Raw genomic sequence first — 24,080 nt, 5'->3', positions numbered from 1 at the left:
ATTTCAGAGAGGAAAGGACACTCACGCCGCCCGGCACATCCGTGTGCCAAACGGCGCCAGAGAGCTCTGATCTTCCCTATTGAGCCGAGGGCGTGGTTACGATGACGGGAGCGGAAGGAGGCCCTTCTCGTCCGGTGCTGTCATAAGCAGCCACGGCGTAGCTGTACTGAGTCCCCGGCGTCAGACCACTGTCCTGGAAGTCCGTTCCCGTGACCGACGCCACCAGGACGCCGTCCCGATACACGTGATAGCCCACCACGTCGGACGGAGCCCCGCCGAGGAACGCAGCCTTGATCGCATCCATCATCGGATTATTGCCGGTGGACGGCAGATAGCCGTAGTTGATCGTCCAGACGATGGTGCCACCCACGCCGTTATCCCTGACCCACCGCCCTTTCGCCGCGATGGACCGTTCATCCTCATAGCTCAGGAAACCGACCCGATCCCTGCCACGGTCCCAGGCCGGTTCGTAGGTGTAGTAGCTCTGCTTTGCCTCCTCATCCCAGTGGTAGACGCCGCCGGGCTGGTTGAACGCCCCCTCCTCGACCAGCCGGGCATAGTGGTTCTCCGTGTCGGCGAAGTTCATGCTCCAGTCCCTGTCTTCGGGATGGGGCTGGCGAGGGCCGCTCACCGGCGAGTCGTAGTACAGGCCGTACAGGCCGATGCCGATGCCCAGCTTGGTTCTGGGCACGCCCGCCGCGACGTATTTCTGGACACTGGACTCGATCGACGTCGGATGGTAGGGCGCCGCGCCGGCCAGGGGCGAGAAATGCCAGGAATCCCAGCCCCAGGGGCCTGCCATGCCGTAGGTCATCAGGTTGTACTGGTCCACCAGCGCCGCGACCTGTACATGCCAGGGCTCGACCGCATCGGCGAAGTTGTTGTTGACCCAGAAGCCAGGGAAGGTAATGACGAGAGGGTTATGCGGCGCCTGAAAATACGGGTGAGCGGCGGCGGCAGCGCGCAGTTCGCTCAGCAGTGCCAGCAACGGCGCTCTCCCGTTGGGCTGGTTTGGCACTTCTGGACCCAGATACTCTTCCCAGTCGATGTCGACCCCGTCGTAATGCTTGGCGGCCAGTTGATCGAGTATGTTCCGGATGAAGACCGCTCGCACCGAGGACGTTTGGGTCGATGCGATAAATCCGTCACCATCGGTTGCCCCGCCCAGCATCATGAGAGCCTTGACGCCGTTGGCATGCGCCTTGGCGATCAACGCATCCTCGACGGCCGGATCATTGCCGGTCCCGGCGGCCGGAACCACTTGCCCGGGACTTCCCGCCATGACTCCTCCGCCCGGCGCATAGCGTCCGAAGACGAAATGCGTCATGGTCGACATATCCACAGCCGCGACGGCCGCCGCAGGATCGCCTCCGTTCCAGTCCCAAAAATAGCCGGCGTAATATCCCGTCACCCATTTGCCGGAGCCGTTGGGGGTGGCCGGATTCCAGGAGAGGTTGGCCAGGGTCGAACCCGCCACCGTCGCGGACAGGCCGGTCACCGCCGGCAAGGGGGCCGGGCCCGTCACCGTCACGCTGATCGAAGCCGTCGCGCTGCGGGCGCCGGCGTTGGTGCAGGTCAAGGTGTAGATCGTCGTGACCGCGGGCTGCACGCTCTCCGTACCGGCAGTCGCCCGGTAGCCGGTCCAGCCGCCCGAGGCCGAGCAGGCGTCGGCGTTCTCCGCTTGCCAAGCCAGCGTGGACGAAGCGCCTGCCGCGATGCTCGACGGGGTGGCCGTGAACGAAACGATCTGCGGGGCGGGAGGAGGAGGAGGACTGCCGCCATCCTGCCAGACCAACTGGGCCAACGCCCCGCCACCGCCTTCGAAAAACTCCAAGACCACCGAATGCGTGCCCGCCGTAAGCGGCACCACCGCGGTATCGGCGGCCGGAGCATGATAGGTCCAGTTGTCGATGACCGGCGCGCCATCCACCAGAACGCGAATGCCGTCGTCGGAATAGGTATCGAACTTGACGTCTCCGCCGGCGAAACTCGGAGTTCCGGTCCAGCGCACCGAAAATGCGTCCGGAGACAAGCCCGGCGCGGGCGCTCCATCCCAACTATGATTCGGGGGTCCGTTCTCGCACTGCACCAGCACGGGAGTTCCGGACAAGTCCGTGCTGTTGAAATATTCCGCCCGCCATTCCCCATCGGAGCAGGATGGCGGCGGAGGCGGCGGCGTGGGAGACGGCTCGCCTCCCTCCTGCCAGACCAACTGGGCCACCGCCCCGCCGCCGCCTTCGAAGAATTCCATGGCCACCGAATGATTGCCGGCCGTCAGCTGCGCCGTGCCGGTATTCTGCGTGAAGGCATGATAAGTCCAGTTGTCGATGACCCGTGCACCATCCACCGTGACCCTGACGCCGTCATCGGAGTAGGTCGTGAACGTAGCGGTTCCTTCCGAAAAGGCCGGCGAGCCGGTCCAGCGAACGGAGAACGCATCGGGCGACAAGCCCGGCACCGGCGCCTCCTGATCCCAGAAGTAGTTCGGCGGACCGTCTTCGCACCGAACCAGAACTGGCGCGCCCGCCAGGCTGGTATTGGCGAAGTACTCGGCCACCCACTGCCCGTCCGGACAAGCGGCCAGCGCCGGCCCCGATATCATCGCACTCAGCGATATCGCGGGCAGCAACCTCCACTGCCCGCTCTTCGAAACACGAGCTACCCTATTTCGTGTCGTCATGTGTCTCACCTGTAAGATAATGCGTTATTTCCTCGCGCCCAACCACGGCGCAACCTTTTGATAATGGTTTAATCGATATTTGCCGAGACGAAACTTGGCTATCTATCTTCCCCAAAGTGGCAGTAAGACACGGCTGATCATGAGGCCATGTCTTCCCGCATCCACCCCATAAATTTCGTCTCCATCCGAATGGTAGGCGGGTGATGCGTGATACACCCCCCCTTACTGGGGGGGGGAATGAAAGCGACGGAAGAATGAACGGTTCGGCACCTGCAGCCTATATTCGAACACCCCCTATAAGTAGGGGGAAACTACCAAAAGGATTGACCCGCGCCGGTTTCGCTGCCAATATTGCGCGCTTCGCAGCAGGCGCCCGACGAGCCCCATCCCCTTTGTTGAATACCCGAGCACGATGTCGAGCGCCGCAAAAACTCCGCCCAACCGCGCCCTTGCCGGGATTCGCCAACTCTGTTGCCTGGGACTGCCCGGCCCGATCATAGTCCCCAAATTTCTCGAAGCCCTGCACGACTGGTTGCCGACTGACACCAATCATTTTTTCTGGTCGGACGATGCCGGCGAACCTTGCAATTACTATGGAGAAACACCGGGGCTCGAGAATTATCTTCAGCTTTACATGCAGGAATTCGCCCGGAACTCCGGGCACAGTTCATTGCCAAGCTTCAAGCAGGCCATGTCGTTGGCGGGGGGAGATCTCTACTATTTGGGAGACGTCGATGCCGAAACTTATCTAAGCTCGGCCTATTACAATGAGCTGATGCGGCATGTCGGCGGCAGATACATAGCGGCCCGCGTGATCCGGCACCGCCACCGCAGCTTCGGTATCCTGAGCACCCTGCGCGGCGAGCGCGGCCCGGCTTACGGCGGGAACGAACTCGCCCGGCTCGCCGAAGCCTCGCGTTATCTCGCGTTCGCCCTGGCGGCGGACGACACCGACGGTTACCAGAATCTGCCGCATCGCCTGGACGCGCAGGGCGTAGCGATACTGAACGGCCGCGGCGAAATCCAGCATCTGGATGAGGAAGCGCGGCGCCTGCTGTTCCTGGCCAGCCATCCCAGCGTACGCGCGGGAACCGTGCGCTACATCGAAGGTCTCGGACTTCCGGAACGGCTTGCTGCACTTTGCCGGAATTTGGGAGCCATTTTTTCCGGCCGCCGGGCCAGCCTGCCGGAATTCGGGCACTGGACGCCGTGGGGCTACTTCACCTTCCGCGGCAGCTGGCTGGAAAGCTGCGGCGACGGCGGACGTATCGCCTGCGTCATATCGCATCACCTGCCGCGGCGCCTCAAGCTCTGGCGGTCGCTGGCCGATCTGGGACTTCCGCCCCGCCAGACGGAAGCCGCGTTGCTGTTCACGGATGGGCTGTCGCTGTCGGAAGTCGCCGGAAAGATGGGAATCAGCCGCCACACCGCGGTCGACCACATCGAAACCCTCTACCGAAGACTGGGGATCGAAGCGGACCGAGGCACCCTTGTCGACCGTCTCCTTGGCGATATTCCGACCGCTGGGCGCGTTGGTCTCGCATGAAAGCGCAGGATGTCTATGCGGATGTGCGCCAGCTTTGCTGCCTCGGTCTGGGCGGCGCGGTCATAATGCCCGCCTTCCTGAACCGATTGCGCTCTCTGGTCGGGTCCAATAGCAGCAGCTTCCTGTGGGTCGAGCCGCCCCGGACACCACAGGGCAAATTCAAGCCGAGCGGCCTTTACACCGATCTGCCCGTCTGCTGGGAAATCGTGGCTCCCCAATATCTGGGAAAGTACTGCGACACGGCTCTCGAACGCGAGAGCGCATTGTCGTTTTCCGAAGTCCTCCGTTCCCGCGTGGTCGACGACATGGCTCGTCACGACATCAAAGCGCGCCAGCGCACCGGGATGGACGAGGAAGTATTTCGCCCCATGGACGCCTACCACGGCATTCGTGCGCCCGTCTATCAGCGGGATGAGACTTACGGAATGCTGTATCTGTTCCGAAGCGAGCGGGAGCCTGGATTTTCCGTCCGTGACCACGAGCGCCTCACACGGATCCTCCCGTTCCTCGCCCATGCCATGCACCAGCCCGCCATGAACGACGAGCAAGAATTCACCCCTGCGGGCGCCAGCGGGCTTCTCATCCTTGATGAACACGGCAGGCTGTTGCACTCCTCCAGCCAGGCTCGTCATTTGTTGTTTCTGGCAGGCGAGGGGCGCACCAGCGGCAGTCTGACCTCCCGCCTGCGCAGCCACACGGTACCTCCCGAACTCGTGGGGCTACGCCGTCGGCTACGCGGCATCTTCAGCAATCAGGACATGCGCCCTCCGGTTTTTCACGTGCGCACCCTCAGAGGACAATTCGTCTTCCGCGCCTATTTCCTCGATGGCGCCCCGGACAACGCCGGCCGCGCTCTGATCGGCGTGACCGTGGAGCACCAGATTCCAGTCAAATTGAAAAGGTGGAATCAAATTTCAGCGCTCCCTCTTTCCGCCAAACAAAAAGAGGCTGCACTATTACTAGCGGAGGGAGCGACGCAACCCCAGATCGCGGAACGGATGAGTGTGAGGCTCAGCACTGCGATAGATTACGTTCGCGAAATATATGCCAAGCTTAACGTTCATAGCCGTGCAGAACTGCTTGCTTGCATGGACTCAGGCAGCAGGACAATTTTATGACAAAATCCGGCGATCAACCGATCGCCATCAGCCCTATCACAGCTGCGCTCATCATTGCGATCAATGCGACTATGAACAACATACCCATAACCAGAAAGCCACCGTTAAACAAGTAATAAAGACCTATACAACCACCGCGAATTTCGCGCTGACGGCCGGCAAAAATGTAACCGGCCCGACAGCAATCCCGTTTGCCTATTTGCAGTAGACGCGCGCGTGTCTTGGGGTATAGATACCAAAGGTAACAGCACCCAACAGTCCGTCCATGCCCGTGGTTATGGTTTCCACTTTCGCAACTTTTCCAGCATCGCCGCATACTCCAGCCGCATCCAACGTCCTTGTCTGGCCGATACCACTCAAGAAAAATGGCTGCCTCACATCCTGCGTTGGCATCGCGGAGCCACCGCCGGTGAGATTGAATGTCTGGGTAGCGCAGCCGCTGAACAGCAATGCGGCTGCGGAGATGTAACATATTATTTTCACATATCCTCCTGTTTTATCTTTACGCCACCAGGCGGCGCCACAAATAGCCATAGTACATTCCCACTAACCCGCCGTTCGGCGCGGATTGAAAAGGGATGATAGGTCCATCTCCGTTCACGCTCTCCCCCTGCCCAGGGGGGATTGTCGAGGATCATTTTTAGGACGTCGCACTTCCGGCGGAACGGCAATCGAGGGGCATGCCCAAGGTGCGGCTAGCAGGCCTGGAAGCACTAAAACGGCGGGGTCATGGGAATATTGGAGAAGATGAGCCTGATGTCGTGACCCTCCCGGCCTCAGGCTCACTTCGTCAGTACGGAAAGATTCCCGGATCGCCCGGGCGATCCTGGCAAAATGGGCTTGAGATGCCTTAATCTTCCAATCCGAAGCTTTTCAGCACGGCCGATGGCAAATAATTCTCATCCTATCGGCAGCTTTTCATACCGCACCCTCGCTACGGCCCGCCCATTGTGGCCGCCTGCTTCAGGAGGTTTCCGATGCGAAGACTACAACCAGTGCCGCCGATATGGCGGACAGTCATCCTGATAGGTTCCTGCGTCTGCGCTTGCTCCACGCCATCTCAAGCGGCAAAGGGCAGCGTATTCGTCGCCCGCGATCCTTACTCGGTCCTGGTCAACGGCGAACCGCAAGCCGTGGCTATCGGCGGCGTCCCGATCACCTTCGATTTCGGCGGACCGGCGCCCTTTATCGACCCCGCTACCGCCGTGGGCAACTTCGGCGCTCTTCGCTTTTGGGACGCCCATCGCGGCGAGGCCGTGACGCTCGACAACCGGGCAGCGGCGAAGGAAGCGCCCGACGGCATACCTGGCCGTATCTTCAAGGTGAAAAAGGGATCCCGGTCTTATACGGCCATCGGCTATACGGCGGACGACGGCGCCGTAGACGGGACACTAGGCACACGGCTCGACACCTATCCGGTGCCCTCCCGGCGCCGCTTCGTGTGGGACTTCGTAGTCCGCTTCGGTGGAGAAAATTTCAATAGCGCCTGGCCATTCACACCGCGCGGAACCCATCCGGGGTTAGTGTGGGAACTTCGGGCGGACGGCATGCCCCCTGCCCTCGCCATGGTGGTCGACACGGATCCTGACCGCCCGCACAAGTTGGCTCTCCATTTCGATGCGAATACGGGCCCCGGCGCTACCGCCGCCAGCCTCGGCATCGCACCGGGGCTCACGCCGAACAAAGACATCAAGGTGGTCATCGACGCCTTCCTGGACGAACGTCCACAAGCCGAAGGCGGACGAGGCTACGTCAAAGCCTGGGTGAATGGAAACGTGGCTGTGGATGCCGTACGGCCGACGCTGTCAGCCCTGGCGACAAAACCTCATCACTGGACCCTGGGGATGCAGCTCCCGCAAGACACCTCGCCGTTGCCCTTCAGCCTCATCGGATACTGGAAGCGTGCCCGGATGCAGATTCCCAAAAACGAGCCGATGGCCGCGTACTTCGCCTTCGAGCAGACGAGTCCGAGCGGACGGCCGCTCGAAATCGTCTTCGGGCTTTACGACGAAATCCGGATCGCCCAGGCCCGAGCCCTTTTGGCCGACCCGGCTTCGCGCGGGAATCGCGTGTCCGGCAAGATCGTCCCGAAGCCGGCAGGGTACAACCCCGGATGGTCGTACCACCTCGCCCCGGACTCGGTGAGCTTTTTCCAGATGCAGGCGGAAGTCTGTGACGCCAATGCCGTCTACGTGGAAGAGCATCTCAGCGAGGTCGGCGGCAGCCTACTGCCCGGAGGCTTTTGGTGTCCGTGGTCTTCCAGGCTTTCCCGCGAGATCGTGCCTTGATGACAAGGGTGGAGGCCGTCGCCTCGCACCGCTCGCCGGATCGGCGACGCGGTGCCAGCTCGAAAGGCCTGCAGGCCGCCGGCACCGGTCCGGTAAGCGGATTCAGACCCTCGGATCTTCCCGGGTCGCGGCGGCCCATTCCGCACTGAAGCCGGCGAACGCATCCGCGTCGGGGACTTCCAGCACCACCGCTTCGGTGGTGAGGAAGGTGCCGGCGACCGATGCGGCTTTCTCCAGGGCCAGCCTGAGCACCTTGGCGGCATCCCAGATGCCCTTGGCGTGCAGGTCGCCGAAACTTCCGCTTTCCTGGTCGTAGCCCCAGCCGGGATTCGGGTGGTCCATGACCTTGGCGACGACGGCCTCCCCCGACAGCCCCGAGTTTTCCCCGATGACCCGCAGCGGCTCCGCCAGCGCGGAGCGGACGATGCCGATGCCGCGCGCTTCGTCCGCGCTGCGCGCCCCGAGTTCGGCCAATGCGGGAAGGCTGCCGAGGAACCCGACGCCGCCGCCCGGCAGCACGCCCTCCTCGAGGGCGGAAACCACCGAGCGGTAGGCGTTTTCGATCCGCACCATCCGCTCCTTCATCTCCACGTCGGTCACGCCGCCCACGCGGTAAACCGCGGACTTGCCGCTCAGGCCGATGATGCGGGCCTCGACTTCCTCGAGTTCATGCAGGCGTCCGGTCGCCGATCCCTGGCCGGGCTTGAGGGCACGGTACTGCTCTGCCTCCAGGCGCAGGCCTTCCAGGCGGGCCCGGGAGGCTTCCGTGCCCGGCGTACCGAGCAGCGCCGTTTCGTCGGCGCTGACCACCGCCCGGCGCACGCGCCCGAGGTCTGCCAGCGTGACCCGATCCAGCCGGTCGCCCTTGGCCTCCAGGATCGCCCTTCCGCCGGTCAACGCGGCCAGATCCAGCAAGCGATTCGGCCGCTTGTCGCCGAACCCCGGAGCGGTGACGGCGACCGCCTTGAACACCCCGCGCACATGATTGAGCAGTATGCCGGCCAGGGCGTTCTCGTGCACGCGGTCGGCGGCGATCAAGAGACTGCCGCGGGCCTCGGTGACCTCCTCCAGCAGCGGTACCAGATCGATGAAGTCGGTCACTTCCAGGTCGGTCATGAGCACGTAGACGTCGTCGAGTTCGGCCAGCTCGCGGGTCCGGTCGGTCACGAAATAGGGCGACAGGTAGCCTTTCTCCCAGCGATACCCGTCGACGACGTCGAGCACGTCCTCGCGCCGCTGCCCCAGTTCGACCGACACGGCGCCGTGGATGCCGACCGCGCCCAGCGCTTCCAGCAGCAGCCGGCCGACGCCGGGCTCGCTCTTGGTCGCCACCGCGGCCACGCCCAGAATGAGCGACTCCTGTTCGCCGCGCCAGGCGCGGGCACGGATGTCCTCGGTCACGCAGGCGACGGCCCGGTCGATGCCGCGCTTGAGCGCAATGGGATCGGCCCCGGCGGCAAGGCTCTTGAACATCTCCCTGGCGATATGGCGGGCCAGCACGATGGCGGTGGTAGTGCCGTCCCCCGCTTCGCGGGACATGGTGCCGGCGACGTCCCGCAGCAGCCGGGCCCCGAGATTGGCGACGCGGTCCTTGAGCACGATCGAATTCGCCACCGTGACGCCGTCCCGGGTCGAAACCGGGGGCAGCCCGTCGGCCCGGTGCTGGATCATGACGCTGGGGCCGGTTGCGCCCAGCGTCGGCAGCGCCGCACGGGAGAGAATCTCGATCCCCTGCATCATGCGCTGCCGCGCGTTCCCTTTGTAAACCACTTCCTTTGCCATGTTGAGTCGACTCCAGTCAGGATTGATTGTTTGTCCGCGCCGCGGGGGAGAGATGGCGCATGTAGGCCTCTCCGGCGTTGGCGCGGCTGGTACGGGCACGCTTGAGGCGGGACCAGATCCACACCAGTTCGCGGTCGCGGAAGTCCATGGTCCGCTTGAGCTCCCATTCTTCCTCGGGAGTGAGGACGTGGTCCCAGTACTCCTTGAGCTCGGCAACCCGGCACGTGCCCAGGGATGCCGCGAGCCCCTTTTCCTTGCGCGCGAGTTCCTGGATGCTGGCATCCAGCTGCTCGATCATTTCACGCAGGAATTGGGGCGGGAACTGCTCGGTGCTCACGGCGCTTCCCGGGTTCAGGCCGCGCCGGACGGCAGAAACTTTTCGAAGAAAACCTGATCGCCTGGAATGCCGTGGCTGCGCGCCACCTCGCAGGCGGCGTCGATCATGCCCGGTGGGCCGCACAGGTAGATGTCCGGCCGGGCGGCGCTTGCATCCAGGTCCTCCCGCAGCATGTCGATGGGCGAGCCCTGCACACCGTCCCAGTCCACGCCAGGCTTCCAGACACAAGCCTTGACGGTGAGGTTGCGCATCGATTGTTCCAGGGATTTCAGTTCGTCGATGTAGAACAATTCCGGCTCGGTGTTCACGCCGAAATAGATGCGGGTTTCGTTCGGCGCGGTCCACTCCCGCATCTGCCGGACCATCGACACCACCGGCGCAAGTCCCGTTCCGCCGGCCACGAAATAGCGCGGCGCCATGCCCCGCTCCTTGAGCCCGAACACCCCCAGCGGCCCCTTGACGCCAAGCACCTGGCCGACGCGCGCCTCGTTGCGCAGGTAGTCCGAAAACCGCCCCTCCGGCAGCACGCGGATCAGGAACTCCAGGAGGCCTTCCGGGTTAGGAATGTTCGCCGGCGAATAGGAGCGGGAAACGTCGGTACCGGGAATGGTCAGATCCATGAACTGGCCGGGTTCGAATTTCACGCCTCGGTTGCCGCATTCATCCGGCCGCCTCTGCAGCAGGAACTGGACGGTGTTGGAAGAAACCCAATTGACCGCAACCACTTCCGCTTCGAAGCTGCCGACCTCGCCGTAGCTGATGCGGCAATGGGTATAGGGCAGTTCGACTTCCAGATCCGTCTTCGGGTAGGTCCGGCACAGCAGGACCAGCCCATCCTCCTCCTCTTCGGGGGGCAGGGCCTGAACACTGCACCCCCTGAGATCGTAATCGCCTTCCGCGCAGAAGGCCTTGCAGGTCGCGCAGCCGCCTTCCCGGCAGGAAGACATCAGGAAGATGTCCTGGCGCAGGGCAGCGGTGATGACGTCCTCATCCGAACGGCATTCGAAGCGGAGCGATTCGCCATCCTCCGTGACCGCCGTGATAGTGTGAACTCTCTGCATAAACTTACCTGTTCAATGTTGAACCCCGCCGGTCCGGCCCTCTTCCGGAGTGCGTTGTTCGGTCATGCCAAAATAATTCAGTACGTGCGTCACGGCGCGGATCGACGATTCCAGGCTGATCGAGCAGCCTTCCTGAACGATCCTTTCCTCCCGGACGATGATCCACCGCCACATGAAATCGAGATCCTTGGCATAGGCCGCATAGGTCTCGTCCCGCTTGAGCAGATGCCAATCCGGGGAAGGGAAGAAACCGGCCGGGGGCCTTGGTTCCTCGAACCATTCGTCTGCTTCGCCCGAAAATGGCTGAAATGCCGATTCGACCATGGTGATTTCCTTACGAAAGATGGAGAAGCGCGCGGCGAACCGGCGCGTTCCTTGAAAACCAGAAGCTCCGGGCCGGAGGGGCCGGCCCGAAGCGGCATCCCTGCCCGGCCGGCCTTTACGTCACTGCCGTAAAGGCCGGCCGGAGACTTCCTCCCGTCAGTGCGGCGCCTGCAGATGCACCACCCGCACGCCGCGCTGCTTGCGCAGCTCTTCCAGCGACGTGTCGTAGTAGTTCAGATTGCGCAGTTCCATCAGCCGGGTTCCCAGCAGGCGCTCGCCATCCAGGAAGTAGTTCACCGGCATGATCGGCGGCTTGTAGGCCTGGCGGAAGCCGATGTGGATCTTTTCCGCTTCCCACTTGTCCTTCGCCCCCTGCATCTTGGCGACGGTGCCGTCCAACACGGCCTTGGCGTCCTCACCGAAAGCCGTCTTGTGGCGGAAATCCGCTTCGCTGAAGGCGCGGGCCTTGAGCACGGCGACCTTCTCCTCGAGCTTGGCTTCGATCCAGAGGTAATCGTTGTCCAGCTCGTAGGTGGTGCGGAACGGCGTGGTGTGATCCAAACGGAACTGCTTCAGCATCTCGGCCGCTTTGTCGAGACTGTTGAGCTGAGCGATCTTACTCACCCACGCATCGCGGGTGTCGTTGCTGTGTATGCCGAGTTTGGCCATGATGATCTCCTTATGCGTGGTAGTCTTCGAGCTTCCGGTCCAGGCCCATCAGTTCACTGGTGATGGTGAACTTGTTGCCCAGGGTGTAAGCCCGGCCGATGGTGGAGGAAACGTCGACCAGGAAGTCGTAGACGTTGAAGTTCCGGCCCAGCAGCTCGGAAATCTCGTCGCAATCGACCTCGATCTTGCCGTTGGCCTTGATCCACCAATAGCCGGCCCGGTCTTCCACGTTCACCGTCGGATTGACGTTCTTCTTGTAATCCGTAAGAAGAATTTCATCGATGAAGGTGTTGATCTCATCCGACTTCTTGAGCACCAGAACGACCGTGTCGCTCTCGTGGACCACCTGGTTTTCTTCGGCGAAGAATTGATCGGCAAAATCCTTGCCGCTCAGCGCCATGATGCCGGCGTCATATGCGTTGCTGTTTACGCTCATCGTGATATTTCCTATTTCAGTCCTGCCAAAACGGCGTTGACGATCTGGTCCCGGTCCGCCTTGAAGTCGATCTTGCTGGCGTAATCTTCGATCCAGTCGTCGACGACCCGGTACAGCGATGCGGTGATTTCCTCCTTGTCGGTGGCGCCGGCAGGCAGCTTCGCGAACAAGCCCATGAAATCGCGCAATGCGGCGACGGTGGGCTCCAGCCACTTGTTGGTCCAGTTGCGCATTACCGTACGGTTGTAGTCCCCGAACTCCGGATCGTTACCCAGCGTGGTGTGGTATTGGTCCTGCACGCCTTGCTTGGCGATCTGGAAATAGGTCTGGGCCTGGTTGATGAAGAACGGCGTCAGGTTGTCGCCGAACTTCGGCGCCAGCCGCTGGAAGAACTCGCGGCGGACGAACTGGCCGAACAGGGCGTCATAGACGGTGTGGACCGAGAACGCACTCTCGTTCCAGTCGAACACGTCCTGCCACAAGGCCTCCACGGCCAGGCGAGCGCCCTTGTAGACGCTGCCGGTGGTCCATTCCGCCTTCGGCACCGCGGTGGATTCGTCGAATCCCGGAACGATCTTGGCGAGGAAACCCCGCTCCAGCTGGATCATCTGGGCCAGGTCGATCTTGTCGAAGCCCCAGAAGGTCAGGCTGACTCGGGTCACGTCCGACAGCGCTTCGCGAGCACCTTGGGAATGAGCGTTGAACAGCCCATATTCGCTGTGCAGGAAGGCACCCCAGTACTTGTTGATGAACTCGTCGCGCCAGGTCGGGTCCATCGTCCGGATCTGACCGTCGGCGGAATAGCCCTGCAGGAAGCGGTCGGTGTAGCGCCATTCCTCGGCCTTGTCCTTGACGTAGGGCGCGTGCCAGCGGCGCAGCGGATCGCGGTGCTTGAACCAGTCCGTGGTGCGCAGTTCGGTGGTCTCGTTGCCCCAGGACGGGCGGCCACCGTGGAACTTCTGGGTCCAGTCGCCCCAGTCCAGGCCGCCGGAGATCCAGTCGGCGTTGGGCTGCGCGTACACGGTCAGGGCTTCGTATTCCGTCAGGCGCTTCCAGCGCGGGGTGACGAAATAGCCCATCTTGTTGTTGCTATCCAGCGGAGCTTCCGGAAGCGCCTTCAGGATGACGGCTGCCATTTCCGGATCGGTCAATCCGCGGCGTCTTTCTCCTAACATACTCATATCAATGTTCCTTTAGTCAGATGTTGTTCAAGTGATGCGGGACCGGACTCCGTAACGTGACGGAGCCCGATGTGCGATCACTGGAATGCCTTCACCGGGTTCTTGAACACACAGTTCAGCCGCTTGATGTCGTCGAGCGTCCACAGCTTGTCGCCGCGAACGTGGGGCTGTGCGATCAGGGTCTTGCCGTCGCTGCGCAGGCCGTGCAGCTGGGCAATCACCTCGGACAGCTCCATGCCTTCGTACTGCTCGAAGATGTTCTGGCATTCGTAGCGTTCCGGTTCGGCCAGCCACATGCGTTCACCCCACTGGTCACTGAAGGTGTGCATCTGGCCGTTGTACTCGTGGACGCGCAGGGTGCTGGCGCCTTTGCACAGGCTCGGGCAGAACGGCACCTGCGACACGCGGTCGATGTAGATCGGATGGTTGTTTTCGATGAACCACATCAGCGGAATGAAGCCCGAAGACGGATCCTCGCAGCCGCGGGCGCGCCATTCCTCGTAGATCTTGCCGTAGTGGTCGTACCAGCCCGGGTAGTTCGCCTCGAACCAGGCCATTTCCTCCTGATCCGGCAGGGCCAGGCGGAAGAAGCCGGTCGGCCACAGCGCGTAGGCCAGCAGGAACAGGTCGTGGTGCGCCCAGTAAGCGTCCTGCTTGGCGTCCTTCAGGCTGCGCGGCGACTCCACGCCGTATTTGCCCAGACGGCCGATCCAGATGCCGCCCCAGTCCTCGTACACCCAGCGGTTCCAGGTCTTCACCCAGGGCTCGACCTTGAACTTGGAGCCGTACTCGAACAGCATGCCCAGCGCCGGCGTGAAGTACTTCTGCTGGGTCCAGAAGGCGTTGTTCAGGTCCGTGTTGAGGTATTTGGCGGAAGCCGGATCGTTGGCGATGGACACCACGGTCTGGTAGCCGTTGGCCATGTGGCGCAGCTCGTCGGTTTCGATCGACAGGAACACCGTCGGGGTGATTTCGTCACCGTTGGCGGCGGCCCATTCGGTCACTGCGACGATCAGCGGGTTGGTGAAGCAGGCTTCGCCCACCAGCTGCAGGTTGACGGAGCACTCCACCGCGTCGCCGGAGATGAAGCCGTCGGAGAACACGCGCTTCATGCCCTTCCACAGCGGCCCGATCGTGCGGGTGCGGCGGGCGTCGTTATGGCCGGCCGGGTCCTGGCCGTTCTTGGCGAAGTAGTAGTTCACGTAGGCGCACTGGTGGGTGTGGCGGATTTCGTCCAGCACCTGGGCCAGATAGCCGTTCTTCTGTTCCGCGGCCTGGGCGGAATCCCACAGCATTCCGGTGGCGGCGATGGCGTTGTATTCGCCCACTTCCAGGAAGTTCGAGACCACTTTCATGGTCTCGTTCCATTTCGGGTGTACGCGGTGGCCTGCGTTCAACCGGGTCAGCGCATCCTGCAGGCTGCCGAACTGGCGCTCGTCCTTGACGGACTCCATGCGCGCATATTCCTTGGCGATGAGCTTGAACTGTTCCTTGGTCTCGTTCGCCATCTTGTACTTGGTGGCGTACTTGGTCCGGTTGTTCTTGAAGTCCCAGTTGAAACTCTGGAGCCAACGGTGCACTTCCTGTGCATTGACGCTGGTGGGTGCCCGATTGGCAGCCAGTGCGTCTGTCGCGGCCTTGGTTGCGGTGCTAAGTGCCATTAGTTGTTTCCTCCGTAACACATTCTATGAATGATGAATGTCCGGCGGCGGTTACGAGCCCTCGGACATACGACCTCCGGCGAGGTCGTGACAAACTAATTACAGAGATCGTGCCAACTTTTAATTTTGGCTAGAGATACAGTGATATCAATATCTTGAAGCCACCAGTGGAATATCCCACAGCAGCTGCGTTGAATCGATGAACTGTCCGATAATGCGACACCTGTCCGATCTCCGGACAGTTATCGGACATAATTATTCGACCGACACCAGCAAAGACGGCATCCATCCCTACTCGCCCATGAGACATTTCGCCGCATTCAACAAAATTACTATCTATGAAAAAATGGGCCAACAGGATATTTGCTGATAGACAAGCACGATCCGAGCCGATATTTCATATAAGATAGTCACCAGACGAATAACCATGCCAAAATACGTCATAGAGCGTACGATTCCCGGCGCCGGAAATCTGTCGCGCGAAGAGTTGCAGCAGATTTCCCGAAAGTCCTGTTCCATACTCAACGCCATGGGACCGCTGGTTCAATGGCTTCACAGCTACGTCACCGACGACAAGGTGTACTGCATCTACATCGCCCCGGATGCGGCCACGCTGGTACAGCACGCGCTGGAAGGCGGCTTTCCCGCCGATGCGATCAACGAAGTCCGCACCGTCATCGATCCCACCACGGCGGAATGAACGCAATTCCCTGTTCCGGCCTGACTGGCGACACCCCGCCGGCGCCCGGCTATGCGGAACTCAAAGCGGAACTGCTGAGCCTGATCGACGAGTTGGCGGAGAGCCTCCCCAGTGCTCTGCGCCCTGCCCTCGCCCTGCGTGACAAGCTGCAGGCCGGCCATTTCGACGTCCTGACGGTCGGGCAGTTCAAGCGAGGCAAGACCAGCCTGATCAACGCGTTGCTGGGCGAAAGCCTGCTACCCGCGGCGGCGGTGCCGCTGACCTCGGTGGTAACCATCCTCGCGTACGGGGAGACCCACCGGATCACCGTCCATCCGCTGGACGGCGGCCGCTTCGACATTCCTCCGGAAGCGCTTGCGGACTACGTCACCGAACCGGGCAATCCCGGCAACGCGAAAGGCGTGAGGGAGGTGCTGATCCAGACGCCCTCGCCCCTCCTGAGGAACGGCGTGCGCATCGTGGACACCCCAGGGGTCGGCTCGGTTTTCCGCCACAACACCGACACCGCCTATGCGCGGCTGCCGCAGTGCGATGCGGCTCTGTTCGTCCTATCCGCCGACCAGCCGGCGAGCGAAGCCGAACTGGAATTCCTGCACGAGGTCCGGAAGTACGCCGGCCGCATCTTTTTCCTGCTGAACAAGATCGACATCCTGCGGGAAACCGACACCGCCGAGATCGAACGCTTCTCCCGCCGCGCGCTGGCCGAGGCGGTAGGCGCGGACGTCCGCCTCTTTCCCGTCTCCGCGGCACAGGCGCTGGCGGGTAAAGCCGCCGATGATCCCGCGCGCCTGGAGGCGAGTCGGCTCCCGGTGTTCGCCGAGGCGCTCGAGCGTTTTCTGATGGAGGAAAAAGGCGCCCTGCTGCTCGATGCCGCGGCTTCCGGGCTCGCACGTGTGATCGCCCGGACGCGCCTGCAAACCGAGCTGGAACGGAATGCCTTGACCCTGCCGATAGCGGAGTTGGACCAAAAGATCGCCCGGTTCGCGGCCCGCCGGACGCAGGCGGAGCGTGAACTACAGCGGCTCGAGGGGCGTCTGCGGCAGGAATTCCGCCTGCTGTCCGACGGGCTTTTCACGGGCGATCTCGAACACCGGCTCGAAGATCTGAACTCAAGCCTGGGCAGAAGATTCGACGGACTGGTCCTCGGCCAGGACCATCAGACCCCGAAGGATTTCGACGAGCGCCTGGAAGCCTTCATCCGGGAGGAAGTTGCGGAGGCGTTCTCCGGCTGGCGGGATGCCGTGGAACGGAAAGGCGGCGCCGCGGTCGCGGACATCGCCGAAGAATTCAATCGGGGCATCGACGAAACGATTGCCGACCTGCAGGGCTTCGCCAGCGGTCTTTTCCTGCTTTCCGCGCCGACCGCCGACCCGGAGCCAATCTGGCCGGAGAGATCGCCCACCGGCCTCCGTACTGCCGACGAACCCGTGGGGCTGGAGCTGCTCGCCGAACAGGCGCTGAAACGGGCGCCGGGTCTGGTGGCGCCGCGCTTCCGGAAGTTCAAGGGCCTGGCCGAACGCTGGGCCAGGCACGGCATCGTCCGGCGGCGCAGGCGCCAGTTGGCCGAAGCGGTGGAAATGCTGGCCGGACGCACCCGCAGCGGCTTCCGGCGGCGGCTGGAAGCAACCAGGGACGAACTCTCGGCCTCCTTGCGCCGGCGCTTGGAAGGCGTGGCGGACGGCCTGGAGCAGGCGTTGGCGCGGGCCGCGTCGGAACGCTCGCGGGCCTCGGGCGAGGCGGACCCGCAGCTTCAGCGGCTCGAAGCACAGCTGGCATTGATGGACGGCCTCGACGCGCGTATCCAGGCCTTCCGCTCACGCGCGGCGGCGCAGCCCCGTCCTTAGCCGCTCTTCTCGACCGGCATCGTCAGCTCCAGCGTACCGGGAGAGCAGAAGAGGCGGATCCTCACCCGGTCCCCTTCCCGAAAGTCCTTCGCGGGCTTGAACAGCATCAGATGGCGCTCACCCGATTTGATGGCGAGCGTTCCGTGCGGCGGCACGGTCAGCGAACTGTCCACCGTCATCCGGATCAGGCCGTCCCGCCGCACCAGCGAATGGAATTCCACCGCCGAGAAATCCGGGCTGTCGGCGCGGCGGATAATGAGCGGTACATTCCCGGAATTGTGCAGCGTCGCAAACCCTGCGAGAACGCTCGCACCGGGCGGGGATTCCATCACTCGGGCATCTGAAACCTCCAGCCCTTCGCAGGCGTGGCCCGGCATGGAGGCCAAAGCCAAGGCCCCGCCGAGGATACGAATACACTTCATGGAGCAACCTGTTTCCTGAGTATCGTCTCGAAATCGGCAGCCAGCGCCTCGGCCCGGAACGGCGGAGTCAGATAGCCGGCCAGGCGCGCCTTCGGATCGACCAATATCAGCTCGGCGGAATGATCGATACCGTAACCTTCGCCTTCCGCGGCGGGATTCTTGACGAACACGAAGCCGAGCTGGCGCCCCAGCGCCGTCAGCGCATCGGCCGGGCCGGTGACCGCCCGGAAGTCCTTGTCGAAATAACGCACGTAGCGCCCCAGATGGTCCGGCGCGTCGCGTTCGGGATCGACCGACATGAAGAGCACGGCCAGCCGCGCCGCATCGGGGCCGAGCCCGGCCTTGGCGGCCTTGAGCTGCGACAGCGTGGTTGGACAGACATCGGGGCAATGGGTGTAGCCGACGAAGACGACCGTCCAGCGGCCGAGCAGGCCCGCCCGCGTGAATGGCTTGCCGTCGTCGCCGGTCAGCGCGAACTCGGCGACAGGCCGCGGCTGGGGCAGCAGCGTGCCGGATACCAGCGTTCGGGAGCGTTCCGCCTGTTCCCGCCATGCCAGGATGCCCAGGGGCAGGGCCACCGCCGCAATCATTGCGATCGCGGCGATCCGGATGACGCCGTTGCGGATGGGGATTCCCTTCGATCTCGTCGGGCGGCTTCGGCCGGCCTCCCTACCCGTCTCTTCCAAATGCCCGCCTGTTTTCCTCACGTGCTTGCCGCCCGCCTCTGCCGGTAAACCCCAGTGCGATGCGCGCCAGCGCCTGTAAAAGCCGCGGACGCATCAATCCCCGATCGTATGCGTCCAGCCGCCGCCGGTTTTCCTCCAGACAAGCCTCGAGGAGCCTGACCACCGTGAAGCCCTGCATCAGCTCGGCGGCCTGGGTCGCCGAAAATTCCCGGCCGTTGCCCTGATGGCGGGCGTTGCGCAAGGCGACTCCCGCCAACGCTGCGATCGCGCGGGCGTAATACCATGCCGAGGTCAGGCTGCGCAAGGGAGCCGCGCGGCGGCCGTGCCGCGCTTGGTGCCAAGCCATCCAGTTGACGAAGAACAGCACGTGGCGGACTTCCTCTCCCATGAGGATTTCCAGGATGGCGAACATCTCCTGCGGCAGAAACCCACTCTCCCGCGCCAGCCGGAAGAAGCCGAACCCCAGGAAGGAATCCACGCATTCGCCGTAGCCGAAATCGATGAACGTCCGTTCGATGTCCGACGGCAACGGCGGAATCTCCCTGGCTTCGATCGCGATCCCATAGCGGGCGATCAGGTGGCGGACCAGACGCTCGTGGCGCCGTTCCTCCTCGGCCATCAACTCCATGGCCTCGCGCACCAAAGCGTCCGGCAGGGCCGGCGCGAACGCCTCGATGATGCGGATCGCCCGCATCTCGGTATACAGGACTTCCTGCCAGAACGGCACTTCCCTGAGCCGCTGCAGCATGGCCGGCTCCAACTCCGGCCACGCGAGCCGTTCCGGCTCGAACCGCAGATGGCTGTCGATGAAGCTCCGGCAGAACAGTTGCCGGTGCTCCTCCGAACCCGCCTTAAGTTTCCCTCCCGCCATCGTCTCAGCTCCCCATGGCGTTGCTGCGCAGGGGTGGCCGGAGCGCCGCGAGGCGTCGCCAGGCGAGCGTCCGTTCCAGGATGTAGGCTGCCGAAACGCCCAGCTTCAGCAGCCATTGCTTGGGCCTGTTCCAGCCCAGGAGCGCCGCCATGTGGCGGACGAACGCAAGACCGACGTCCCGGTAAACACGGATCTCGGCCAGCGCATAAGCCTTCAGCATTCCTGCGATGCGGTCTCCGTGGCCCTGGCCGCTGAGCCGAAGCAGCTCCTCGTGGGCGTAGGAGAGATGGTTGATTTCATCCTCTGCGATGACCCGCAAACTCGGCGCCAGTTCCGCATCGCACCCGAATACCCGGAGCAGACGGTTGACCTCGTCGAACGCGCGTTCCTCGGTCACCTTGCTGTGCACCAGGTACTGCAGGATTTCCTCCAGCCCGAGCGGCTCGTCGCGGCCGAGCCGGCCATGCGGCAGGCCGATGCCGCGGCTCTCCAGCATCATGCAGTAGTCGGCATCCGCCGGCACGGGCACTTCGTCCAGCCCGGCCTTACGCAGCAGCTTGGAAAACATCAGGCCATGCTTGGTTTCGTCGGCCCCGTGCCGCAGAACCTTGCGCGCCAGCGCCGGGTCCGGCGTCAGGGCCGCAATCCGCTCGTTCTCCCAGCCTCCCTGTGTCTCGCCCTTGGCGGCGATGCTCATCAAGAGTTGGAAAGCCCGGGGATCGCGCCGTATCTCTAGAAAAATGCTGCGTGTCGAAAGCATGCGCATCTCCCTCGATGAACGCCAAACCCGCTCAGGCCAGGAGCGGCGCGATCAGCACGGACACCAGGCCCATCAGCTTGATCAGCGGATTGAGCGCCGATCCCGCGGCTTCCTTGCAGGCGGTACCGACCCGGTCGCCGGTCAAGGCCGCGCGGTGCGCATCCGAATCGGCGCCGCCGTACATGCCGTCCTCGATGTAACGCTTCGCGCTGTCCCAGGCGCCGCCGCCGCTGCTCATGGCGAATGCCTGGAACAGACCGGTGACGATGGCGCCGACCAGCATGCCTCCTAGCGCCTCCCGGCCGCCGCCGAGCCCGACCAGCAGCGGAACCGCCAAAGGCACCAGCACCAGGATCAGCGCCCGCTTGAACGTCGCGCGCACGGCGGCATTTCCCTGCCGGCCCGTTTCACCGGCAACGCTCCCGACTGCCCCGAGCGACACCGAACCCAGGAGATACGGCATCAGGCCGCCGGCGAACAGTCCGGTCAGCACGATCGGATCGGACAGATTGAGTGCCAGGGGTACGCTGAAGCACTTCGAATACTCGGCGAACAGGGCGAGCATCGCCAAGCCGCCTGCCCCCACGGCATACCCCTGTACCACAGGACGAGTGGCCTGGCCGGCTGCGTCCAGGGAGGCGGTGGCCTGGCGCACCTCATCCGGCAAACCGGCGGTTTCGGCAATCCCGTGCGCGGCCTCCGCGGCGATGCCGTAACCGTCGATGGCGACCATGACGCCGCCCAGCGAAGCCATCGCGACCGCAGCCAGTCCCACCGCGAACAGGCCCGTCCCCTCGTGGCCGGAAAAGCCGCCCCCGAGATAATAGGGACCGATGAAAGCCGCGCACAGAAGGGCAATGGCCCAACCGGTGGATTTCAGTCCCGCGGCCAAGCCCGCAATAACGTTGGTTGCGGGACCGCCGCGCGAGGCCGCGGCGATGCGCCGGGCGAAACCGAAACTCTTCGAGGTGTGATACTCGGCCGCGGCGATGTTCAAGCCGGCCAGCACCAGACCGGTACAGGTTGCGGAGAACAGGTTCAGCACGCTGAAGGCGGGCTGGACGGCGGGCAGGCCGAGGAACCACTCGGACGCGTAATAGAGGCCCACGCCGGCAAGGATCATGGTGACGACTACGCTGCGGTACAAGGCGCCTACGAGGTAGCGGCTCCTGCCCAGGCGCACGAAGCAGGCGCCGGCCAGGGAAACGGCCAGGACGAGCCCGGCGACCAGCAGAGGGAACTCCACCCAGGGGCTGTCCGGACTGAAGACGCTCCGGGCCAGCAGCATCGCGGCCACCAGCGCCAGCACGATGGTTTCGAACACATCCGCCGCCGTCCCGGCCGCGTGGCCGGCATTGGCGCCGACATATTCCCCGATGGCCGCGGCCTCGTCGGCCTCCTGCCCAGGGCGCCCGCCTGCGGCCTTCACCCACACTCCGCCCACGGTCCTGGCGAACACGCTCATCAGCGAGCCGCCGAGCGCCAGTCCCAGCAGACCGCCGTGCACGTCATCCGGCGTCCCCAGGGACAGGGCGAGGGTGTAGTAGCCCGCCACCGACGACAGCGCGATGCCAGCCACCAGAAGCCCCATGGCCGTGCCGCTCCGGAAAGCCGTCAAGAGCGCCTCGCCCAGCCCCGCGCCCGCCGCGTCGGCGGTGCGCGTTTCGGCGCGCGCCGAAACCGCCAGGCCGATGTAGCCCGCCAGTGCCGAAGCGACCACCCCGGCGATGAAGCCGTTGGCGGTCCAGGCACCGAGCTTGGTCAAGGCCAGCGCCAACAGGCTCCCTACCACTGCCACGGCGACGTATTGCCGCCTGACGAACGCCCCGGTGCCCGCCTGGATCGCTTTCGCCATCGCCTGAATTTCCGGGGAGCCAGCGCTCTTCCGCAGGACTCCTCCGGCGTTCAGCAGCGCGCAGGCAATTCCAGCAGCCCCACTGCCCAAGGCAAACACCACGATATTGCTCACATTCATCCCATACGCTCCTGTCGATTGGTTGATATCGAAATTGGCCGCCGCGGATGCGGGGTCTGATTCCATCGTCATGCCTGTTACCTAAATACCGGGTTCAAACATCCTGAACCGGCCTATATCAGGCGGCAGAGTATGGCAGGTATCCACTATCGGAGAATGCGACAAATTGTCCTGCGGCATTTTGACATATTCACCTAAGCACTCCGAACGTGTCAGCATCCGGCGCCTTCAGATAACTGAATCCAAGGTATATTGACTTATTCGAATCTTCCGCAGATAGCCCTATGGGAATTTCTCCCGGCGTGGCCTCTGCAAATTTCCATGACACGCCGTACCGGAAACACCACAGGAGATAAATTACCCCATGGAATACACAACTGAGATACTCGGGCTGTATCCAACCTGGTACCAGCCGGCCCTGGGCAGCGGCTGGGTATTGGGCATCATCGCCGTCATCCACGTGCTGGCCTCCCATACCTCGGTCGGCGCGGCGCTGGTGTCGACCTGGCTCGCCACCGTCGCGGTCCGGCGGAACCGCCCGGAACTGCTGGAATACGTCAGGCGGTACGGCGTCTTCCTGCTGGTGTTTTCCTACGTGCTCGGCTCCATCACCGGTCCCGGCATCTGGTTTTCGGCCACGGTCGCCAGCCCCAGGGGGCTTTCGGCCCTGATCCACAGCTATGTGTGGTGGTGGGCGACCGAATGGGTGTTCTTCTTCATCGAGGTGGTCGGAATCTATCTGCTGGTCTATCTGGCCGGGAAGGTGGACGGGAGGAGCTATCTGAAGATCGCCTGGATCTTCGGGCTCGCCTCCTGGGCCACGATGCTGATCATCGTCGGCATCCTGTCGTTCATGATGTGGCCCGGCCAGGCGCGCTGGTTCACGGAAGGCGGCACCCTCAATGGCTTCTTCGGCCCCTATACCTTCGCCCAGATTCTGAGCCGCACCTGCTTCATGTTGATGGCGGCCGCCCTGGCGGGCGGGCTGATCGCCGCCTATATCCGGGACGGCGCCTTCCGGCTGGAAATGACCCGGAAGCTGGCCTGGGTGGGCATGCTCAGCGCGGTGCTGGGCGCGGTGTTTTTTCAATGGGGTCTGACGACGCTGCCGGAAAGCGCCCAGCTCCTGATGAAGACCCGTCTGCCCGGATCATTCGTCCCCACGATGTGGGCGATCCTGACGGAGATCGTGATCTATTTCGCGGCACTGCTGCTGCGCCCCGGCGCGCTCAACGTCCCCCTCGCCGCCGGGATGATGACGGCCTTGCTGATATTCGGTATCTGGCCGGAAGAGCGGGCGCGTGAATCCATGCGCAAACCCTACGTCGCCGGCCAGTTCGTCTATTCGAACCAGATCATTGCCCGCGACGTGCCGGCGCTGGGCGTCAAATCCGAACTGCCGGCGCTCGAATCCCGCGGCATGCTGGCGCTGCACCCGTTCATCCCCGAGCGCCTGCGCCGCATCGGCGAAGGCAACGAACTGGAAGCCGGCCATGCACTGGCCATCGTGTACTGCTCGAACTGCCACGGCCTGGGCACCACCGGCACCCGCCCCTTCGGCGAGATGTTCGCCGGCAACCGCGACGCCGCGGACATCGAACGGTTCATCAAAGGCGCCCTGGTCACCGGGAACATGGTGAACATGCCGCGCGTCCCCTTGCGCGACGGCGAGGCCCATGCCCTGGCGCAGTTCATCGCCAGCCTGCCCCTGTGGCACTCCATCACCCGCTGAACGGACC

General features: G+C 63.4%; 21 protein-coding genes. 6 read left to right on the top strand and 15 right to left on the bottom strand.

Annotated elements, in window-relative coordinates:
- Window positions 1–76 precede the first annotated feature (76 nt).
- A complete protein-coding gene (locus tag OOT43_RS19155) occupies window positions 77–2,680 on the bottom strand; it encodes a glycosyl hydrolase family 18 protein (protein ID WP_266022281.1) in 2,604 nt (867 codons plus the stop codon).
- 412 nt (window positions 2,681–3,092) lie between these two features.
- Between OOT43_RS19155 and OOT43_RS19150 the strand changes: the two genes are divergently transcribed.
- Both OOT43_RS19150 and OOT43_RS19145 read left to right on the top strand, forming a co-directional pair.
- Window positions 3,093–4,226 (top strand): helix-turn-helix transcriptional regulator, encoded by a 1,134-nt coding sequence (locus OOT43_RS19150; RefSeq protein ID WP_266022280.1) that lies wholly within the window; start codon window positions 3,093–3,095, stop codon window positions 4,224–4,226.
- On the top strand, window positions 4,223–5,344 hold the full coding sequence (locus OOT43_RS19145) for a helix-turn-helix transcriptional regulator (RefSeq protein WP_266022279.1): 1,122 nt from the start codon (window positions 4,223–4,225) through the stop codon (window positions 5,342–5,344). The genes OOT43_RS19150 and OOT43_RS19145 overlap by 4 nt, the downstream gene beginning before the upstream one ends.
- A gap of 195 nt (window positions 5,345–5,539) precedes the next feature.
- Here OOT43_RS19145 and OOT43_RS19140 read toward each other — a convergent pair whose 3' ends face one another.
- Window positions 5,540–5,878, bottom strand: coding sequence for a Bor family protein (locus OOT43_RS19140; RefSeq protein ID WP_317134022.1), 339 nt, complete (start codon window positions 5,876–5,878; stop codon window positions 5,540–5,542).
- 443 nt (window positions 5,879–6,321) lie between these two features.
- Between OOT43_RS19140 and OOT43_RS19135 the strand changes: the two genes are divergently transcribed.
- Window positions 6,322–7,632, top strand: a complete 1,311-nt coding sequence (locus tag OOT43_RS19135) for a BP74-related protein (protein WP_266022278.1) — start codon at window positions 6,322–6,324, stop codon at window positions 7,630–7,632.
- A gap of 102 nt (window positions 7,633–7,734) precedes the next feature.
- Here OOT43_RS19135 and OOT43_RS19130 read toward each other — a convergent pair whose 3' ends face one another.
- The 8 genes from OOT43_RS19130 to mmoX form a co-directional block, all read right to left on the bottom strand.
- Window positions 7,735–9,414 carry an Hsp60 family chaperonin gene (locus OOT43_RS19130; RefSeq protein ID WP_266022277.1) on the bottom strand — a complete coding sequence of 560 codons (1,680 nt, stop codon included), beginning with the start codon at window positions 9,412–9,414 and terminating at the stop codon, window positions 7,735–7,737.
- A gap of 16 nt (window positions 9,415–9,430) precedes the next feature.
- Window positions 9,431–9,751 (bottom strand): hypothetical protein, encoded by a 321-nt coding sequence (locus tag OOT43_RS19125; RefSeq protein WP_266022276.1) that lies wholly within the window; start codon window positions 9,749–9,751, stop codon window positions 9,431–9,433.
- 14 nt (window positions 9,752–9,765) lie between these two features.
- Window positions 9,766–10,812 carry an aromatic/alkene monooxygenase hydroxylase FAD-binding subunit MmoC gene (gene mmoC / locus OOT43_RS19120; protein ID WP_266022275.1) on the bottom strand — a complete coding sequence of 349 codons (1,047 nt, stop codon included), beginning with the start codon at window positions 10,810–10,812 and terminating at the stop codon, window positions 9,766–9,768.
- Window positions 10,813–10,824: 12 nt separating this feature from the next.
- The gene (gene mmoD, locus OOT43_RS19115) at window positions 10,825–11,136 is read right to left on the bottom strand and encodes a soluble methane monooxygenase-binding protein MmoD (RefSeq protein ID WP_266022274.1); all 312 of its coding nucleotides are present in this window, start codon (window positions 11,134–11,136) and stop codon (window positions 10,825–10,827) included.
- Between the two features lie 156 nt (window positions 11,137–11,292).
- Window positions 11,293–11,805 carry an aromatic/alkene monooxygenase hydroxylase subunit gamma gene (gene mmoZ, locus OOT43_RS19110; RefSeq protein ID WP_266022273.1) on the bottom strand — a complete coding sequence of 171 codons (513 nt, stop codon included), beginning with the start codon at window positions 11,803–11,805 and terminating at the stop codon, window positions 11,293–11,295.
- A 10-nt stretch (window positions 11,806–11,815) separates the two neighbouring features.
- A complete protein-coding gene (gene mmoB / locus OOT43_RS19105; protein WP_266022272.1) occupies window positions 11,816–12,241 on the bottom strand; it encodes a methane monooxygenase regulator MmoB in 426 nt (141 codons plus the stop codon).
- A gap of 11 nt (window positions 12,242–12,252) precedes the next feature.
- Window positions 12,253–13,422, bottom strand: a complete 1,170-nt coding sequence (gene mmoY, locus OOT43_RS19100; protein WP_266022271.1) for an aromatic/alkene monooxygenase hydroxylase subunit beta — start codon at window positions 13,420–13,422, stop codon at window positions 12,253–12,255.
- Window positions 13,423–13,499: 77 nt separating this feature from the next.
- A complete protein-coding gene (gene mmoX / locus OOT43_RS19095; protein WP_266022270.1) occupies window positions 13,500–15,083 on the bottom strand; it encodes an aromatic/alkene monooxygenase hydroxylase subunit alpha in 1,584 nt (527 codons plus the stop codon).
- 427 nt (window positions 15,084–15,510) lie between these two features.
- Between mmoX and OOT43_RS19090 the strand changes: the two genes are divergently transcribed.
- Together OOT43_RS19090 and OOT43_RS19085 are read left to right on the top strand one after the other, a co-directional pair.
- The gene (locus OOT43_RS19090) at window positions 15,511–15,783 is read left to right on the top strand and encodes a DUF4242 domain-containing protein (protein ID WP_266022269.1); all 273 of its coding nucleotides are present in this window, start codon (window positions 15,511–15,513) and stop codon (window positions 15,781–15,783) included.
- Window positions 15,780–17,627 (top strand): dynamin family protein, encoded by a 1,848-nt coding sequence (locus tag OOT43_RS19085; protein ID WP_266022268.1) that lies wholly within the window; start codon window positions 15,780–15,782, stop codon window positions 17,625–17,627. The genes OOT43_RS19090 and OOT43_RS19085 overlap by 4 nt, the downstream gene beginning before the upstream one ends.
- Here OOT43_RS19085 and OOT43_RS19080 read toward each other — a convergent pair.
- From OOT43_RS19080 to OOT43_RS19060, 5 genes are read right to left on the bottom strand one after another with little or no spacing between them, the layout of a single operon-like run.
- Entirely contained in the window at window positions 17,624–18,049 is a 426-nt protein-coding gene (locus OOT43_RS19080; RefSeq protein ID WP_266022267.1) for a copper chaperone PCu(A)C, read from the bottom strand. The genes OOT43_RS19085 and OOT43_RS19080 overlap by 4 nt on opposite strands.
- Window positions 18,046–18,735: an SCO family protein gene (locus OOT43_RS19075; RefSeq protein WP_266022266.1), complete on the bottom strand. Its 690-nt coding sequence runs from the start codon at window positions 18,733–18,735 to the stop codon at window positions 18,046–18,048. The genes OOT43_RS19080 and OOT43_RS19075 overlap by 4 nt, the downstream gene beginning before the upstream one ends.
- On the bottom strand, window positions 18,719–19,606 hold the full coding sequence (locus OOT43_RS19070) for a hypothetical protein (protein ID WP_266022265.1): 888 nt from the start codon (window positions 19,604–19,606) through the stop codon (window positions 18,719–18,721). The genes OOT43_RS19075 and OOT43_RS19070 overlap by 17 nt, the downstream gene beginning before the upstream one ends.
- 4 nt (window positions 19,607–19,610) lie before the next feature.
- Window positions 19,611–20,366, bottom strand: a complete 756-nt coding sequence (locus OOT43_RS19065) for a ferritin-like domain-containing protein (RefSeq protein ID WP_266022264.1) — start codon at window positions 20,364–20,366, stop codon at window positions 19,611–19,613.
- A gap of 31 nt (window positions 20,367–20,397) precedes the next feature.
- Window positions 20,398–22,341, bottom strand: a complete 1,944-nt coding sequence (locus OOT43_RS19060; RefSeq protein WP_266022263.1) for a sodium/proton-translocating pyrophosphatase — start codon at window positions 22,339–22,341, stop codon at window positions 20,398–20,400.
- A 364-nt stretch (window positions 22,342–22,705) separates the two neighbouring features.
- Between OOT43_RS19060 and OOT43_RS19055 the strand changes: the two genes are divergently transcribed.
- Window positions 22,706–24,073: a cytochrome c gene (locus tag OOT43_RS19055; protein WP_266022262.1), complete on the top strand. Its 1,368-nt coding sequence runs from the start codon at window positions 22,706–22,708 to the stop codon at window positions 24,071–24,073.
- Window positions 24,074–24,080 lie beyond the last annotated feature (7 nt).

This window comes from Methylococcus mesophilus (assembly GCF_026247885.1).
Classification (GTDB): domain Bacteria; phylum Pseudomonadota; class Gammaproteobacteria; order Methylococcales; family Methylococcaceae; genus Methylococcus; species Methylococcus mesophilus.
The sequence above is the reverse complement of the archived record's forward strand: the minus strand, read 5'-3'. Positions and strand labels throughout refer to the sequence as shown.

Coding starts and splice junctions, on each gene's coding strand:
- OOT43_RS19085 (WP_266022268.1), top strand. CDS start 15,780: ATGAACGCAATTCCCTGTTCCGGCCTGACTGGCGACACCCCGCCGGCG.
- OOT43_RS19150 (WP_266022280.1), top strand. CDS start 3,093: ATGTCGAGCGCCGCAAAAACTCCGCCCAACCGCGCCCTTGCCGGGATT.
- OOT43_RS19135 (WP_266022278.1), top strand. CDS start 6,322: ATGCGAAGACTACAACCAGTGCCGCCGATATGGCGGACAGTCATCCTG.
- mmoD (WP_266022274.1), bottom strand. CDS start 11,136: ATGGTCGAATCGGCATTTCAGCCATTTTCGGGCGAAGCAGACGAATGG.
- OOT43_RS19145 (WP_266022279.1), top strand. CDS start 4,223: ATGAAAGCGCAGGATGTCTATGCGGATGTGCGCCAGCTTTGCTGCCTC.
- OOT43_RS19080 (WP_266022267.1), bottom strand. CDS start 18,049: ATGAAGTGTATTCGTATCCTCGGCGGGGCCTTGGCTTTGGCCTCCATG.
- mmoZ (WP_266022273.1), bottom strand. CDS start 11,805: ATGGCCAAACTCGGCATACACAGCAACGACACCCGCGATGCGTGGGTG.
- mmoB (WP_266022272.1), bottom strand. CDS start 12,241: ATGAGCGTAAACAGCAACGCATATGACGCCGGCATCATGGCGCTGAGC.
- OOT43_RS19130 (WP_266022277.1), bottom strand. CDS start 9,414: ATGGCAAAGGAAGTGGTTTACAAAGGGAACGCGCGGCAGCGCATGATG.
- OOT43_RS19140 (WP_317134022.1), bottom strand. CDS start 5,878: ATGGCTATTTGTGGCGCCGCCTGGTGGCGTAAAGATAAAACAGGAGGA.
- OOT43_RS19065 (WP_266022264.1), bottom strand. CDS start 20,366: ATGCTTTCGACACGCAGCATTTTTCTAGAGATACGGCGCGATCCCCGG.
- OOT43_RS19155 (WP_266022281.1), bottom strand. CDS start 2,680: ATGACGACACGAAATAGGGTAGCTCGTGTTTCGAAGAGCGGGCAGTGG.
- OOT43_RS19055 (WP_266022262.1), top strand. CDS start 22,706: ATGGAATACACAACTGAGATACTCGGGCTGTATCCAACCTGGTACCAG.
- mmoY (WP_266022271.1), bottom strand. CDS start 13,422: ATGAGTATGTTAGGAGAAAGACGCCGCGGATTGACCGATCCGGAAATG.
- mmoC (WP_266022275.1), bottom strand. CDS start 10,812: ATGCAGAGAGTTCACACTATCACGGCGGTCACGGAGGATGGCGAATCG.
- OOT43_RS19090 (WP_266022269.1), top strand. CDS start 15,511: ATGCCAAAATACGTCATAGAGCGTACGATTCCCGGCGCCGGAAATCTG.
- OOT43_RS19060 (WP_266022263.1), bottom strand. CDS start 22,341: ATGAATGTGAGCAATATCGTGGTGTTTGCCTTGGGCAGTGGGGCTGCT.
- OOT43_RS19070 (WP_266022265.1), bottom strand. CDS start 19,606: ATGGCGGGAGGGAAACTTAAGGCGGGTTCGGAGGAGCACCGGCAACTG.
- mmoX (WP_266022270.1), bottom strand. CDS start 15,083: ATGGCACTTAGCACCGCAACCAAGGCCGCGACAGACGCACTGGCTGCC.